The sequence below is a fragment of the Streptomyces coryli genome (assembly GCF_011044975.1).
GTDB classification, from domain to species: domain Bacteria; phylum Actinomycetota; class Actinomycetes; order Streptomycetales; family Streptomycetaceae; genus Streptomyces; species Streptomyces coryli.
The window spans coordinates 18,231-32,669 of record NZ_JAAKZV010000073.1 but is presented as its reverse complement, the minus strand read 5'-3'; the positions used below and the strand labels follow the sequence as shown (position 1 = coordinate 32,669).

The following is a 14,439-nucleotide window of genomic DNA, read 5'->3' as shown; positions in this document are numbered from 1 at the left end:
GCCGTGCTCAGGGGGCGGTGCGGGCGGCGCGCAGGGCGGCGGTGCGGGCGGCGGTGCTCCGGATCGGCTGTCTTCGGACGTGGGGTGTGGGCGCCAGCGACATGCTGGTTCCTCTCTCCGAATGCGGGAGGTCCGTCCCCTCCTCGCGGCTCTGGTGGCGATGTTGCAAGCCTTGAAGTTGTGGGAGCGCTCCCAAAGTGTTGTATGGGGATGAACCTGTCAAGAGGCTGGACCGGAACTGGCGTATCTGGCGAAATTGACGGCACTTCGGGCCTTACAGATACCGACTCCCCGCCAACACCTGAAGGCTGCGCCAGGCTTCTTCGTCATGTCTTGAAATCGGCGGTCGCCAGAGATGAGGGGGCTTCTCAAGTAGCCTTGACCCAGCGCGACTTCGGCGAGGCGTGGGTCCAGCGGCACTGGGGGGTGCGATGGGCGAGGAGCCGAATCTCAACCCGGGACGCAAGATCACCGATTACGAGTTGGCGCAGCTGCGGAAGCGCGGTCTCGAGGAGCTGGCCGCCGATCCGGATCCGGCGGCGGCGGAGCTGGCCGAGCGCATTGAGCGCCAGGAGAGCGTGGCCGAGGACCGCGAGCACCGGCGGCGGTCCGAGAACACCGCGATCGCCGGATGGATGCTGGGGATGGTGCTGCTGCTCGCCTTTGTGATCAGTTTTGCCCTTGATTAGCCGACGGGCTGTGCGCTGCGGATGTGCTTCAGGCTCTGCATGGCGCTGAGCTTGCGGACGTACACGATCGCGAGGACGGCGGCCAGGATGTCGAGGGTGTCGGAGAGCGTGAGCAGGCCGACGGCCGATTTCACCTCGGTCGGGTCGTCCGCGGAGAGGTAGACGCGGGAGGCCAGGCGTTCGACGAGCAGGTTCGTCACCCAGAGTGCCCACCATGCCGTGACCAGGCCGACGCCGGCCGGCCGCCGGGAGCCGAAGTCGGGTGGCGGGGCGCTCGCCTGCCAGATGTCGTTGGCGATCTTCTTGGGGATCCACAGGTTGGCGAACGGGATGAACCAGGCGCCGACGGCCCAGCCCGAGGAGTGCCGCAGCTCCCCCGCGTTGAACAACTCGGCGTTCTCGCGCGTCCGGTGGAACCAGATGATGAAGACCGCCGCCGTGGCGAGCAGGGCGAGCCACTGCAGCAGGCCGGTGGCGCCGTACAGCGCGTCGGCGGCGTCGAGCTCGTTCCGGCCGGCCTACCGCACGTCCGTCATCAGGCCGCGGATGCGGAATCCGGCGAAGAGGGAGAGCAGGTCCACGGCGACGCACACGCTCAGCAGCACCGTCAGCGCCGTCGCCAGCCCGCCCAGCGGGCGGTACATCCAGCGCGATGCGCCGGGGTGGTGCGCACCGGGCGGCGCCACGGCCACCCCTCTGGCGTCTTCCAGCGACATCTGCGCCTCCGCGACGGAGCAGACGCGGCAGCGGCCGTCCGGCGTGGTCGCAGGTCTGTTGCGGCAGTCGATGCATTGCATGCGCGTTGATCCCCCCGCGGATCCCGCCGGCAGCTCCCCAGCGCCGGGCTCCGGGAGCATAAGCCATTGACGCCGCGGCGCTCCCGCGGGTGGAGTGAGGCGATGACCGAGCAGCGCACCGTTGACTTCTGGTTCGACCCCGTCTGTCCGTACACATGGATCAGCTCGCGATGGCTGGTCGAGGTCACCAAGGTGCGGCCGGTGGCCGTCCGCTGGCGGGTGATGAGCCTGGCCGTACTCAACGAGCACCGCGACGACAATCCCGAGGGCGAGTGGGGGGACTATCTCTGGGCGCCGGTGCGCGTGTGCGCGGCGGTGGCGGAGCGGTTCGGGCAGCGCGCGCTCGGGGGCCTCTTTACGGCGATGGGCACCCGCTTCCACCTGCGCGGCGACTGGGGGAACCTCGAGGCGGCCCTGACGGACGCCGGACTGCCGGAGGAGCTCGGGACGGTCGCCCTGTCCACCACGTACGACGAGGCGATCCGGGCCTCGCATGCCGAGGCCATCGCCCTGGGCGGTGCCGATATCGGCACTCCGGTGATCGGCGTCGACGGGCCCGGCGGCGAGCGGGTCGGTTTCTTCGGTCCGGTCGTCTCCCCCGCCCCCACCGGGGAGACCGCCGGGCAGCTGTGGGACGGCTTGCTGACGATGGCCGCCGTCCCGGGCTTCTTCGAGCTCAAGCGCACCCGGACCGAGGAGCCCCGGTTCTCCGCCTAGGGCCTCCGTGACCCGAAGAGCCCTGTCCGTAATGCCACGAGATGTGGCCGTATGACTCCGCTGTTACCTTGATCACGACCAGGTCCGGCCGGGGGGCTTCTCAAGGAGTTCTGCGTGGGCGTTCTGCGTGACCACCCCGAGCTTGCCCTCTTCCTCTGCCTGGCCCTGGGCTACCTCGTGGGCAAGCTGCGGGTCGGGCCGATCACGCTCGGCGGCATCTGCGGCACGCTGATCGTGTCGCTGCTGCTCGGCACCCGGCATGTGACGGTGAACGACGATGTGAAGACGGTGTTCTTCGCGCTCTTCATCTTCTCGCTCGGCTATATGGCGGGCCCGCAGTTCTTCCACAACCTCAACCGGAAGAGCCTGCGCTTCTTCGCGCTCTGCCTGATCGAGGTCGTCTGCGTCCTGTCCATCGCGATCGGCCTCGCCAAGGCGTTCAACCTCGACGTCGGTACGGCCTCCGGCATCCTCGCCGGCGCCGCCACCGAGTCGGCGGTGGTCGGTACGGCGACCGAGTCGATCGGGCAGCTGAACGGGCTGTCGCAGGACCAGATCAAGACGTACCAGGGGCACGTGGCCACCGCGTACACGGTCTGCTATCTCTTCGGCCTGATCACGATCGTGCTGTTCACCAGCCAGATCATGCCGATGCTGCTGCGCATCAACCTCGCGGACGCCTCCCGCGAGCTGTGGGAGAAGATGCGCGGCGGCGCGAGCGGGAAGTCGCTCGAGTCGGACGAGCAGCAGGCGATGCCGGGCATGGTGGGACGCACCTATCTGGTGACCACGGCGGACGGCCGCAGCGTCGGCGATCTGCAGGCCGAGCTCGGCGGCGACGTCACCGTCGAGGGCATCAAACGCGGCAGCAAGCTGGTGCCACCCACGCCCGATACGAAGCTGACCCTCTCCGACCTCGTCCTCCTGGTCGGCCGCCGCGCGGAGATGATCGACGCGGCCCATGTCATCGGCCCCGAGACCCCCGGCATCCCGGGCCTGGACACCCCCCTGGCGACCCAGCAGGTCGCCATCACGGACAAGGACACGCACGGCAGGACGATCGACCAGCTCCGCGAGTCCCACCCCGAGTTCCGCAAGGCCGGCGTCTACGTCACCGAGGTGCTGCGCAGCACCGACCAGAAGATCCCGGCCACGCCGGAGACCGTGGTGCACCGCGGCGACGTGATCACCCTGGTCGGCGCCCGCTCGGGCCTGGACAAGCTGGTCGCCAAGATCGGTGCGGCGGTCAAGAACGACGCCACCGACTACATCTATCTCGGCCTCGGCATCGTCGCCGGGTCGCTGCTCGGGCAGATCGTCGTACGCGCCGGGGACGTCCCGATGTCGCTCGGCACCGGCGGCGGCTGCCTGGTGGCAGGGCTGCTGTTCGGCTGGTTCCGCTCCCGCAAGCCGACCTTCGGCGCCTTCCCGCCGCAGGCCGCGACCACCATCAAGGACCTCGGGCTCGCCGTCTTCATCGCCTGCACCGGGCTCGCCGCGGGACCGCAGGCCTGGCCGATGCTGAAGCAGTACGGGCTGCTGCTGCCGTTCGCCGGCATCGCGATGGTGCTGGTTCCGGCCACTATTTCGCTGATCGTCGGCCGGAAGCTGCTGAAGATCGAGAAGCCGCTGCTGCTCGGCGCCATCGCGGGCCAGCAGTGCTCGACGCCCGCGATCACCTCGATCACCCAGGTCGCCAAGAGCTCGGTCCCGATGCTCGGCTACACGATCACCTACGCGCTCTCCAACTTCCTGCTGCCCCTCACCGGCCCCATCCTCGTCGGCATCCTCGGCGCCTGACCCGGCCCGCCACGATCCGTAAGACAGGCCCTTAGGAGTCCCCGTGCCCAAGACCAGCTTCAGCCGCGAGGAGATCAAGTCCCTCGCCCAGCTCAGCCCGTTCGAGCTGAAGGACAAGTTCATCCAGATCGCCCAGGAGGTCCAGGCCGACAAGCCGGGGCAGAAGGACAAGTCCTCCGTCCAGATGCTCAACGCCGGGCGCGGCAACCCCAACTGGATCGCCGCGGGACCGCGCGAGGCCTTCTTCGCGCTCGGTTACTTCGCCCTCGCGGAGTCCAAGCGGGTGTGGAGCGCGGACAACCTCGGCGGCATGCCGGAGACCAAGGACATCGGCGAGCGCTTCGACCGCTGGCTGCACGCCCACCCCGATCTCGCCGGCACCGACATGCTGCAGCGCTCCGTGGAGCTGGCGATCGAGCGGTTCGGCTTCGACAAGGACGCCTTCCTGCACGAGCTCGCGGACTCGATCATCGGCGACAACTACCCGGTGCCAGGGCGCATGCTGGTCCACGCCGAGCAGGTCGTACGGGGCTATATCGGCGACGAGATGTGCGACAAGCGGCCGCCGGAGGGCAACAATCTGAGCCTCTTCGCCACCGAGGGCGGCACCGCCGCGATGTGCTACATCTTCGACTCGCTGATGAAGAACGGCATCCTGCACAAGGGCGACCGGATCGCCCTCATGACGCCGGTGTTCACGCCGTATCTGGAGATCCCCGAGCTCGACACCTTCGAGTTCGACGTGGTGCATGTGAGCGCCAGCCTCTTCTCCGAGGCCGGGGTGCGGGAGTGGCGCTACCCGACCGAGGAGGTGGCGAAGCTCGAGGACCCGAGCATCAAGCTGGTGTGCATCGTCAATCCCTCCAACCCGCCCTCGCTCGCGATGAGCCAGCGGGTGATGGACCAGATCAAGGACATCGTCGCCACCAAGAACCCGAACCTGATGCTGGTCACCGACGACGTCTACGGCACCTTCGTCGAGGGCTTCCGCTCCCTCGTCGCCGACCTGCCCCGCAACACGCTGCTCGTGTACTCGTACTCCAAGCACTACGGCTGCACCGGCTGGCGGCTCGGCGTCATCGGCCTGCACGACGACAACGTGATCGACGAGATGCTCGCGGGCCTTCCCGACGACGAGAAGGCGCGGCTGGCCAAGCGCTACGGGACGCTGACGCTGGAGCCCGGGAAGATCAAGTTCATCGACCGGCTGGTCGCCGACTCCCGCGAGGTCGCCCTCAACCACACCGCGGGCCTGTCGCTGCCGCAGCAGGTGCAGATGACGCTGTTCTCGCTCTTCAACATGCTCGACGAGGGCCAGGCGTACAAGCAGAAGGTCCGCTCCATCGTCCAGCAGCGCCTCGACCTGCTGCTGGAGGGCGCCAAGATGAAGATCTCCGAGGACCCGGGCCGGGCCGGCTACTACATCGAGCTCGACCTCCTCGCCGAGGCCGAGCGGGTGCACGGCAAGGAGTTCGCGGACTTCCTGCAGGCGAACTACGAGCCGGTCGACCCGCTCTTCCGGCTCGCCGAGCAGACGCACGTGGTGCTGCTCAACGGCGGCGGCTTCGACGGCCCGCAGTGGTCGGTCCGCGCCTCCCTCGCGAACCTCGACGACCTCGACTACCTCAAGATCGGCCACCATCTGCGGGCCATCTTCGACGACTACGCGGCGGAGTGGCAGGCGTCGCTCAAGAGCTGAGCGGGTCCGGTCAGCAGTTCATCGCCCATACGTGGGCGTCGCCGCGGTCGTTGGCGCCGGCGTTGTGGCCGATCTCCTGGCCGGGGGCGAGGCAGATGGTGCGGGCGCCGCCGTCGGAGGGGCCTTCGATGGCGGATTCGTAGACGATGACGTGGTCCTTGACGCCGGGCGCGGAGACGCCGTGGTTGGCCCAGGAGGAGTCCTCGTCCGCGATCCAGCTCTCCCACCACTCGTCGTCGCCCGAGGAGGCGAAGACGCGGCCCTCGGGGTCGGTGAAGTTGACGTCGCGCCAGACGCAGAAGTTGCCGCTGGCGCAGGGGGCGGCGGTCGCGGTGGGGGCGATGGCGAGGCCGCCGACGGCCAGCAGGGTGGTGGCGAGGAGGGTGAGGGTGCGCTTCATGGGCGGGTGCCTTTCGGTGCGGGTGGTGCGCTGGTGAGGAGGGTCCGGGCGCGGTGCAGGGCGTGGGCGCGCAGCTGGTCGTATGTGTCGCGGTCGGCGGCGGGGGCCGCGGACTTGAGGTTGCCGACGGTGGTCGAGGAGCGGAACCAGCGGGGCTGGTCGCCGTAGAGCTTCCGCTGGGCCTGCGCGAGGCAGCCGTCGGTGTGCTGGCTGATGACGTGGCCGCTCGGGAGCTCGAGGGAGAGCTCGGCGCGGCCGGTGCCGTAGAGCGCGTCGGCGAGCTGCTGGGTCCTGGCGGATGACGCTGCTTTACGGGCGGCGCCCGGTCTGGGCGGGGTGAGGCCCTGGTCGCGCAGGCAGCGGTCGGTGAGCTGCTGCTGGGCGGCTTTGATCGTGTCCTGCGGGCTCAGCGCGGTGCGCTGGGCGGGGGTGGCGCAGCCGGTGAGTAACAGCCCGGCTGTGAGGACTCCCGCGGCGATACGGGTGACAGGTGGCACGCCCGCCTCAGCCCTGCTGGCAGTCGGTGGGCTTGTTGCGCTGGACGCCGTCGAACTTCTCCCACCACTCCCAGTTCCCCGACCAGTCGCCGCCGTAGATGGTCCGGTAGAGGCAGGGGCCTTCGCGCGGGAAGCTCAGGGCGTAGAAGGTGTCCTGGGTCTGATTGCTGAACGACTTGGCGTGCCGCTTCACATCCGGCCGCGCCTCGGCGTAGCCGGCGCCGTTGTAGCACCAGCCGCCCTGGGGGCCGTGCTCCTCGGGCTCGGACCAGAAGCAGACGTAGCCCGGCAGCGCGGCGGAGCTCTTCGCGGGCAGGGTGCGGACCGGATCACCGGCGGCCGAGGCCGCGCCGGCGGTGGCGGCGAGGGTTGCGGCAGCGAGCAAGGCTGCGTAAAAGCGGCGCAATTGATGCCCCCAAGGGCGCTGGACGGATGATGCGCCAGCAACCTCCCCCGGCATCTCCCCAGCTAGGCGCCGCACCACCCGCAGCGGTGACTAGTCGTACCGCGGCGGCCCGTGGTGGGGAGCCGGTCAGTTGCGGCCGCCGACATCACGCGGGTGCGCGCCCGGCAGCGGGAGCTCGGGGTGCCGGAGGCGTTCGAGTGGCTGGCTGAGGTGGCGCCGGACAGCACTCCCCTGGCCGTCGGGCAGTATCACCCGGCGGGCGGCGCCACCGAGATCGGTGGTGTCGGCACGCTGCCCAGTGCTCGGCGGCGGGGGCTGGGCGCCGCGGTCACCGTGGCTCTGGTCGAGCATGCTCGGGAGTGTGGGGTGCGTACGGTCTTCCTTGCCTACGCGCAGGACGCCGTCGCGCGCATTTACGCCCGGCTCGGTTTCCGGGCCGCCGGGGCCACCCTGCTGATCGCCAACCAGCCCGCGCGGTCCTAGGCGCCGCCCCCGGTCCACACACGTAGAAGGTTAGGCTAACCTAAGCGCTCGTGAGAGTCGGAGAGAATGCGCACGGGCACGCCCTTTCCGCCACGGACGTCACCGTGGCGTACGACGGCGTCGATGTCGTGCACGAGGCGGCGCTGAACCTGCGGCCCGGTGAGGTGACCGTGCTGGTCGGCCCCAATGGCAGCGGGAAGTCGACGCTGCTGCGGACCGTCGCGCGGCTGCAGCGGGCGCGGGAAGCCAGTCTCGTCCTCGATGGTGAGACCGATGGTCTCGCGCTCTCCTCGCGCGAGTTCGCGCGGCAGGTCGCGCTGCTCACCCAGGGGCGGCCGACGCCCAGCGGGCTGACGGTGCGCGATGTGGTGGAGTTCGGGCGGTATCCGTACCGGGGCCGATGGGGCAAAGCGGACCCCGGCGGGCGGGCCGCCGTCGATCGCGCGCTCGCCATGACCGGTGTCACCGAGCTCGCCGAGCGCGGCGCCGAGCACCTGTCCGGCGGGCAGCTGCAGCGCGTCTGGCTGGCCGGCTGTCTCGCGCAGGACACCGGGGTGCTGCTCCTGGACGAGCCCACCACCTATCTCGATCTGCGCTATCAGGTCGAGCTCCTCGATCTCGTACGCGACCTGGCGGACGACCACCGGATCGCGGTGGGCGCCGTGCTGCACGACCTCGACCAGGCGGCGGCCATCGCCGACCGGATGGTGCTGCTCGACTCGGGACGGGTCGTCGCCGAGGGCCGCCCCGAGGACGTGCTCACCCCCGAGCAGCTCACCAAGACGTACGGCATCCGCATCGAGGTCGACGACGACCCGCTCACCGGCCGGCTGCGCACCCGCGCGATCGGCCGCCACCACACGCGAAGCGAAAGGCTCAGCACCCCCTCATGAGACGCTCCATACCGGCCGCGGCCGCCCTCGCCGCCGCCGCCCTCGCCCTGACCGCCTGCGGGACCACCGAGCCCGCGGAGAAGGACGCCGGCAAGGGCGCCCAGAAGATCACGGTCACCGACGCCACCGGCGCCAAGGTGAAGCTCGACGGGCCCGCCAAGAAGGTCGTCGGGACCGAGTGGAACGTCGTCGAGGACCTGATCTCGCTCGGCGTCGACCCCGCCGGCGTCGCCGACGTCAAGGGCTACAAGACCTGGAACAAGGCCGCCCCGCTGACGAACGACGCCAAGGACATCGGCACCCGCGGCGAGCCGAGCATGGACACCATCGCCTCCATCCGCCCCGACCTCATCGTCGCCACCGACGACCTGAAGCCGGCCGCCGTGAAGCAGCTGCGCGAGGTCGCCCCGGTGCTGCAGATCAAGTCGGCGAACGCCGCCGACCCGATCGGGCAGATGAACAAGAACCGCGATCTCATCGCGGAGGCGACCGGCACCACCGAGCAGGCCGGGAAGCTGAAGAAGGACTTCGAGGCGAAGGTCGCCGAGGGCAAGAAGGCGCTCGCCGACGCCGATCTCGCGGGCGCGGACTTTGCCTTCGCCGACGGCTACGTGCAGGCCAACCAGGTCTCGATCCGGCCGTTCACCTCCGGCTCGCTGCTCGGCGCGGTCAACGAGCAGCTCGGGCTGAAGAACGCCTGGAAGGTCAAGGGCGACAAGGCCTACGGGCTCGGCGCCACCGACGTCGAGGGGCTCACCAAGCTCCCGGACGACGTCCACTTCGCCTACATCGGCAACAAGGACGACAAGAGCAGCACCCCCTTCACCGGCGCCCTCGCCAAGGACTCGGTGTGGAAGTCACTGCCGTTCGTCAAGAAGGGCAATGTGCACCGGCTGCCCGACGGCATCTGGATGTTCGGCGGCACCAAGTCGATGAACCAGTACATCGACTCCGTCGTGAGTGAGCTGACCAAGTAACCGAGATGGCCGTCACCGCACCCACCACCCCCGCCACCCGTCCGGATCCGCAGGCGGCACCGTCCCCGTCCCGGACGGGCGCGGCCGCGGTGACGGCCGTACTGGCAGCTCTCGTCGCGCTCCTCGCCGTCGTCGACCTCACCCAGGGCACGTCCGGCGCGGGCGCGGCGGAGGTCTGGAAGGCGCTCACCGGGCAGGCCGACGCCACCGACTCGTCGGTCGTGATCTCCTCCCGGCTGCCGCGGATGACCGCGGGCCTGCTGGTCGGCGCCGCGCTCGGGATGGCCGGCGCCATCCTGCAGTCGGTCAGCCGCAATGTGCTCGCGGCGCCCGACACCCTTGCCGTCAACGCCGGTTCGTACGCCGCGCTCGGCATCGCCGCCGCCACCGGCGCCACGCTGCCGCTGCTCGCGTCCTCCGCGGTCGCCTTCGCCGGCGGCCTCGCCGCTGCGGTGGTGGTGCTGGGCCTCTCCGGGCTCGGCACCGGCACGGTGCGGCTGGTGCTGGCCGGCAGCGCCCTCACCCTCGGCCTGACCTCGGTGACCGAGGGGCTGCTGCTGCTCTTCCCCGAGGAGACCGAGGGCCTCTACGACTGGAACCAGGGCAGCATCGCGCAGAGCGGCTTCGACGGGGTGGTGCGGCTGGCCCCGCTCGTCGCGGTCGGCCTGATCGGCCTGCTGCTCTACGCCCGCCGCGTGGACGCCCTCGCGCTCGGCGACGACGCCGCCCGCGGCCTCGGCGTCCCGGTCCGTAACACCCGGATCGTCACCGTGCTGCTCGCGGTGCTGCTGTCCACGACGGCGGTCACGCTGGCCGGGCCGATCGGCTTCGTCGGGCTGTGTGCGCCGGCGATCGTACGGCCGCTGGCCCGCCGGTTCCGCGCGTTCGCCCGCACCCGCGGGACCGTGCCGGTCGCGGGGCTCACCGGCGCGGCGCTGGTGCTCGGCTCCGACGTGGCGCTGCGTGCGCTGGTCGACTCGGACTCCGCGGTCCGGGTGCCGACGGGCGTCGTGACCAGCCTGGTCGGCGCGGTCTTCCTGATCGTGCTGGCGACCCGGCTGCCGGACGCCGCGGGGACGACGGCGGTGGACAAGCTGCGGCTGCGCAGCCGCGGCACCTTCCTGACCACGACGGCCGTGCTGGCGGTCGTGGTGGTGGGCCTGACGATCGCCGCCGTGCTGCTGGGCGACAGCAAGCTGCTCCTCGGCGATGTCGTCAACTGGGCGTCGGGGCAGGCGGGTCAGACGGTCGGCTTCGTCCTCGATACGCGGGTCCCCCGGGTGCTCGCGGCCCTCCTGGCGGGCGCGGCCCTCGCGCTCTCCGGGACGATCACGCAGGCCGTCACCCGCAACCCGCTCGCCGAGCCCGCCGTGCTCGGCGTCTCCGGCGGCGCGGCGCTCGGGGCCGTACTCCTGGTGACGACGACGTCGATGGCCGGCTCCTGGAGCCTGGCCGGCGCGGCCTGCGCGGGCGCCGCGGTGGTCTCCGCCGCCGTCTTCGGGCTCGCGGCCCGCGGCGGCTTCCAGCAGAACCGGCTGGTCCTGGTCGGCATGGGCTTCGCCGTCGCCACCACCGCGCTGATCAGCCTGCTGATCGTGCTCACCGACCCGTTCAACGCCACCAAGGCGCTGACCTGGCTGTCCGGTTCGACGTACGGGCGGACGATGCCGGACGTCGTGCCGCTGGCGATCGTGCTGGCCGTGGGCGTGGCGGTGGCGGTCGCCCGCCGCCGGGAGCTCGACCTGGTCTCGCTGGACGAGGACACCCCGCGGCTGCTCGGCCTCGACCTCGGCCGCAGCCGGCTGGCGCTGCTGACGCTGAGCGTTCTGCTGAGCGCCGCCGCGGTGGCCGCCGCGGGCACGATCGGCTTCGTGGGCCTGGTGGCCCCGCACGCCGCCCGCGCGCTGGTGGGCCGGCAGCACGTCCGGGTGATCCCGGTCGCGCTGCTCCTGGGCGCCGTCCTCGTCTGCCTGGCCGACCTGCTCGGCCGTACGGTGATCGCGCCGGCGCAGCTGGGCGCGGGCCTGATGACGGCCGTCATCGGCACGCCGTACTTCCTGCATCTGCTGGTGCGGAGCCGCCGGTAGTACGGGCTTCGCGCAGACCCTAACTCCAGGGGTCCGTACGGCCGTCGAGGAGCGCCAGGCCCATCGGGGTGAGCGAGTGCCGCACCGTGTTGCGCTGCCGGGTGCTGGAGACCAGGCCCGCGGCGCGCAGCACGGCGGCGTGTTCGCTGGCCGAGGAGAGGGAGACGCCGGCGCGGCCGGCCAGTTCGCTGGTGGTGCAGTCGCCGGCGAGGGTCTGCAGGACCGCGGCCCTGGTGTGGCCGAGGAGGCGCGCGAGATGCGCGCCCGCGGGGTCGGTGCCCGGCGCGGCGGCCGGCGCCGGACGGTTCCGCGAGACCGGGTAGACGAGTGTCGGCGCCAGCGATGGGTCGGCCAGCGCCACCGGCTTGGCGCTGCAGAAGTACGACGGGATCAACAGCAGCCCGCGGCCGTCCAGATGGATGTCCTTGTCCACCGGATAGTCGGCCTCCAGCACCGGCGCGCGCCAGCGGATGCCGGGGCCGAAGGTGCGCAGCATCGCCTCCGTACCGCTGCACCACTGGACGCGGGCGCGCCAGGCGCGGTCGTCCTCGGTCCGCGCGCGGACCCGCTGCCAGGACCGGCCGAACGCGATCCGCCGGTAGTCGCGCAGCGCGTCGGCGAGCCGCCGCAGCGCGGGGGCCCGGCCCTCGCCGACGGAGCGGGCCAGGCCGCGGGGCGCGGCGCCGTCCGCGGCCAGCCGGCCGATCTGGGTGTGCAGTTCACGCCGCGGCGTGGACAGCAGCGCGTCGAGGCCCGCCTCGAAGCCGTCGGCGCTCGCCGCGGGCGTGAGGAAGTCCGGGAAGTAGCCGCGGGCGGGCACCAGCGGCAGCAGCAGGCTCAGTGGCTCCCTGGCGTTACGGAGCACGCGCCCGCGCCAGCCGGTAAGTTCGGGCTGGGCGCGCCGCTCGCGGACCCGGTGCAGGCTCAGTACCGCCTCCCAGAAGGGATCAGGTCCGTCGGCGACCCGCGTTCTGGCGATATCCCCCGCGCTGAAGTGCATGCGCAGCATGTTGTCGTTCCCCCGTTGTCAGAGCAGTGCACTGGTGACTTTGCGCTTCCCTCTGGTTCCGTGGCAAGAAGATCTGGGGAGATGGGACGGTGGGACGGCGGTACGGGTTCCAGCTGCGGTTTCGCGCGGCGGTGGGACGGCGGGAAGCGGCGGTTGGGGAGGGGGTGTGATGGCGTCGGAGCTGGCGGAACTGCTGGAGGAGCTCAAGCAGCGCAGCGGGCGCAGCTATTCGGCGCTGGCCCATCGCACAGGGCTCAGCCGGTCCACGCTCCACCGCTACTGCCAGGGCATCACCGTGCCGGGCACCTTCGGCGCGATCGAACAGGTGGCGCGGGTGAGCGGGGCGAGCCCGGAGGAGCTGGACCGGCTTTACCGGGCTTGGTACCGGGCGACTGCTGGAGAGGCGGGACAGGGGGATGAGCCGCCGGAGCGGGGGGTGGCGGAAGCGGGCGGGGCGGCGGAAGCGGCAGAGTCGTCGGAGTCGGCCGGGTCGTCGGGACCGACCGAGTCGTCGGGACCGGCCAAGTCCTCGGATCGGGCCAAGCCTTCGGATCCGGCCAAGTCCTCGGAGCCGACCGAGTCCTCGGAGCCGTCCTCGTCATCGCCGGCCCCCGAGCCCGCCGCCCGGCCGCCGTGGTGGCGGCGCACCCGGCCGCGGCTGGTGGCGCTGCTGGTCGTGCTCGTCACGCTGGCCGGCGGCGCCCTCGCGTACGACGGTGACCGGAAGCGCACCCCCGCCGGACGCGCGCCCGCCACCGGCGGTGAGCAGCGCCCCGTGGGGCCGGAGTGGCACGAGGCCCCGCGCCGCATATCCCCCGAGTTCTTCGGCATGACGATCAACAGCGACACCGGCCTGATGCCCGGCTTCCGCACCGGCTCCGCGCGGCTGTGGAACAGCGAGACCCGCTGGGCCAACATCGAGCCCAAGTCCCGCCAGTACCGCTGGCAGACCCTGGACCGGCTGGTACGGGCCGCCGAACGGGACCGGCTGCCGGTCCTGTTCACCATCGGCGGCACCCCGTGGTGGGCCGCCCCCGACGGCAAGAAGTCCGGCTTCGCCGACTCCTCCGCCTCACCCCCGGACGACCTGAAGGTCTGGGACCGCTTCGTGACGAAGCTCGCCACCCGCTACCGGGACCGCATCGGGTCGTACGAGCTGTGGGACTACCCGAGCCACCGCCTGATGTACGCGGGCAGCCTCGACACCCTCGCCGAGATGGTCGAGCGCGCCGCCCGGATCATCCGCCGCATCGACCCCGAGGCGCGGCTGGCCTGCCCGTCCTTCGGGGTGCTGTGGACGGCGAAAGGGCGGCAGCTGCTGCGGGAGTTCGCCAGGACCGGTGCGTACGAACACTGTGACGCCGCCGCCCTGAAGATGCCGCCGCGCACCGGGGACGGCAAGCCGGAGGAGATCATCGAGCTCACCCGGCGGATCGCGAACCTCCTCCACGAGGAGAACGCCAACGACGTCGAGCTGTGGAACACCGGACCCGAGTGGGACATCGGCTCGACCCCGCCGCTCGACGCCCGCCGCGCCCGCGACTACGCGGCGCGCTTCTTTCTCGCCGGGCTCTACAGCAGGCATTACGGCATGCGGCGGATGTACTTCTACAACTGGGGCAGCACCCACGTGCCGATCATCGTCCAGCCGGTGGGCGGCCCGCCCGCGGAGCCCGGAAAGCGCGTCGGCCGGCTGATGACATGGCTGGACGGGGCCCGGATCAGCGCCTGCGGCCAGGGGACCCGGATGGGCCTGCCGCCCCGGCTGTATTCCTGCCGCTTCGAGCGGGACGGCAGCCCGCTCACCGTCACCTGGTCCACCGACGGCCGGGCCGACGTACCCCTGGACGAGGGCGCACACCGCGTCCACCGCTTGAACGGCAGCACGGCCCCCGCCCGCCCCGGCGAGCGCATCGACGTCGGCGAGGAGCCGGTCCTGGTCGAGCACCGGTGACTTTCGGAGGCCGCCGAAAGTGGGTGACTCG

Annotated in this window: 14 protein-coding genes and 1 pseudogene; 9 read left to right on the top strand and 6 right to left on the bottom strand. The window is 71.3% G+C overall.

Going from position 1 to position 14,439, the window contains the following annotated elements; all coding sequences use genetic code 11:
* Positions 1–431: 431 nt before the first annotated feature.
* On the top strand, positions 432–689 hold the full coding sequence (locus tag G5C51_RS18200) for a hypothetical protein (RefSeq protein ID WP_165238614.1): 258 nt from the start codon (positions 432–434) through the stop codon (positions 687–689).
* Here the strand turns inward: G5C51_RS18200 and G5C51_RS18195 are convergent.
* Both G5C51_RS18195 and G5C51_RS18190 read right to left on the bottom strand, forming a co-directional pair.
* A pseudogene (locus G5C51_RS18195) lies at positions 686–1,183 on the bottom strand (DUF4328 domain-containing protein); the annotation flags it as partial. The gene G5C51_RS18200 and the pseudogene G5C51_RS18195 sit on opposite strands and share 4 nt — an antisense overlap.
* 24 nt (positions 1,184–1,207) lie before the next feature.
* Positions 1,208–1,486 (bottom strand): hypothetical protein, encoded by a 279-nt coding sequence (locus G5C51_RS18190; protein WP_165238612.1) that lies wholly within the window; start codon positions 1,484–1,486, stop codon positions 1,208–1,210.
* Between the two features lie 102 nt (positions 1,487–1,588).
* Between G5C51_RS18190 and G5C51_RS18185 the strand changes: the two genes are divergently transcribed.
* The 3 genes from G5C51_RS18185 to G5C51_RS18175 all read left to right on the top strand — a co-directional run bounded on the left by G5C51_RS18185 (position 1,589) and on the right by G5C51_RS18175 (position 5,702).
* Positions 1,589–2,203, top strand: a complete 615-nt coding sequence (locus tag G5C51_RS18185) for a mycothiol-dependent nitroreductase Rv2466c family protein (RefSeq protein WP_165238610.1) — start codon at positions 1,589–1,591, stop codon at positions 2,201–2,203.
* A gap of 114 nt (positions 2,204–2,317) precedes the next feature.
* On the top strand, positions 2,318–4,003 hold the full coding sequence (gene aspT, locus G5C51_RS18180) for an aspartate-alanine antiporter (RefSeq protein ID WP_165238608.1): 1,686 nt from the start codon (positions 2,318–2,320) through the stop codon (positions 4,001–4,003).
* A 43-nt stretch (positions 4,004–4,046) separates the two neighbouring features.
* A complete protein-coding gene (locus tag G5C51_RS18175) occupies positions 4,047–5,702 on the top strand; it encodes a bifunctional aspartate transaminase/aspartate 4-decarboxylase (protein WP_165238606.1) in 1,656 nt (551 codons plus the stop codon).
* Between the two features lie 10 nt (positions 5,703–5,712).
* Here the strand turns inward: G5C51_RS18175 and G5C51_RS18170 are convergent, their stop codons facing one another.
* Genes G5C51_RS18170 through G5C51_RS18160 form a run of 3 tightly spaced genes read right to left on the bottom strand, consistent with a single transcriptional unit; the run spans position 5,713 to position 6,984 of the window.
* Complete coding sequence (locus G5C51_RS18170) at positions 5,713–6,102, bottom strand: peptidase inhibitor family I36 protein (protein ID WP_165238604.1); 390 nt, start codon at positions 6,100–6,102, stop codon at positions 5,713–5,715.
* A complete protein-coding gene (locus G5C51_RS18165) occupies positions 6,099–6,599 on the bottom strand; it encodes a hypothetical protein (protein WP_165238603.1) in 501 nt (166 codons plus the stop codon). Before G5C51_RS18165 ends, G5C51_RS18170 begins: the two co-directional genes overlap by 4 nt.
* 7 nt (positions 6,600–6,606) lie before the next feature.
* Positions 6,607–6,984, bottom strand: a complete 378-nt coding sequence (locus G5C51_RS18160) for a hypothetical protein (RefSeq protein ID WP_240929741.1) — start codon at positions 6,982–6,984, stop codon at positions 6,607–6,609.
* A gap of 132 nt (positions 6,985–7,116) precedes the next feature.
* Between G5C51_RS18160 and G5C51_RS44045 the strand changes: the two genes are divergently transcribed.
* Genes G5C51_RS44045 through G5C51_RS18140 form a run of 4 tightly spaced genes read left to right on the top strand, consistent with a single transcriptional unit; the run spans position 7,117 to position 11,445 of the window.
* A complete protein-coding gene (locus tag G5C51_RS44045; RefSeq protein ID WP_165238601.1) occupies positions 7,117–7,488 on the top strand; it encodes a GNAT family N-acetyltransferase in 372 nt (123 codons plus the stop codon).
* A gap of 50 nt (positions 7,489–7,538) precedes the next feature.
* A complete protein-coding gene (locus G5C51_RS18150; RefSeq protein ID WP_165238599.1) occupies positions 7,539–8,381 on the top strand; it encodes an ATP-binding cassette domain-containing protein in 843 nt (280 codons plus the stop codon).
* Positions 8,378–9,358, top strand: a complete 981-nt coding sequence (locus G5C51_RS18145; RefSeq protein ID WP_165238597.1) for an ABC transporter substrate-binding protein — start codon at positions 8,378–8,380, stop codon at positions 9,356–9,358. The genes G5C51_RS18150 and G5C51_RS18145 overlap by 4 nt, the downstream gene beginning before the upstream one ends.
* 5 nt (positions 9,359–9,363) lie before the next feature.
* A complete protein-coding gene (locus tag G5C51_RS18140) occupies positions 9,364–11,445 on the top strand; it encodes an iron ABC transporter permease (protein WP_165238595.1) in 2,082 nt (693 codons plus the stop codon).
* A gap of 19 nt (positions 11,446–11,464) precedes the next feature.
* Here G5C51_RS18140 and G5C51_RS18135 read toward each other — a convergent pair whose 3' ends face one another.
* Positions 11,465–12,454, bottom strand: a complete 990-nt coding sequence (locus G5C51_RS18135; protein ID WP_165238593.1) for an ArsR/SmtB family transcription factor — start codon at positions 12,452–12,454, stop codon at positions 11,465–11,467.
* 169 nt (positions 12,455–12,623) lie between these two features.
* On the opposite strand from G5C51_RS18135, the gene G5C51_RS18130 reads away from it, so the two are divergent.
* On the top strand, positions 12,624–14,408 hold the full coding sequence (locus G5C51_RS18130; protein ID WP_165238591.1) for a helix-turn-helix domain-containing protein: 1,785 nt from the start codon (positions 12,624–12,626) through the stop codon (positions 14,406–14,408).
* The last annotated feature ends 31 nt before the right edge of the window (positions 14,409–14,439 follow it).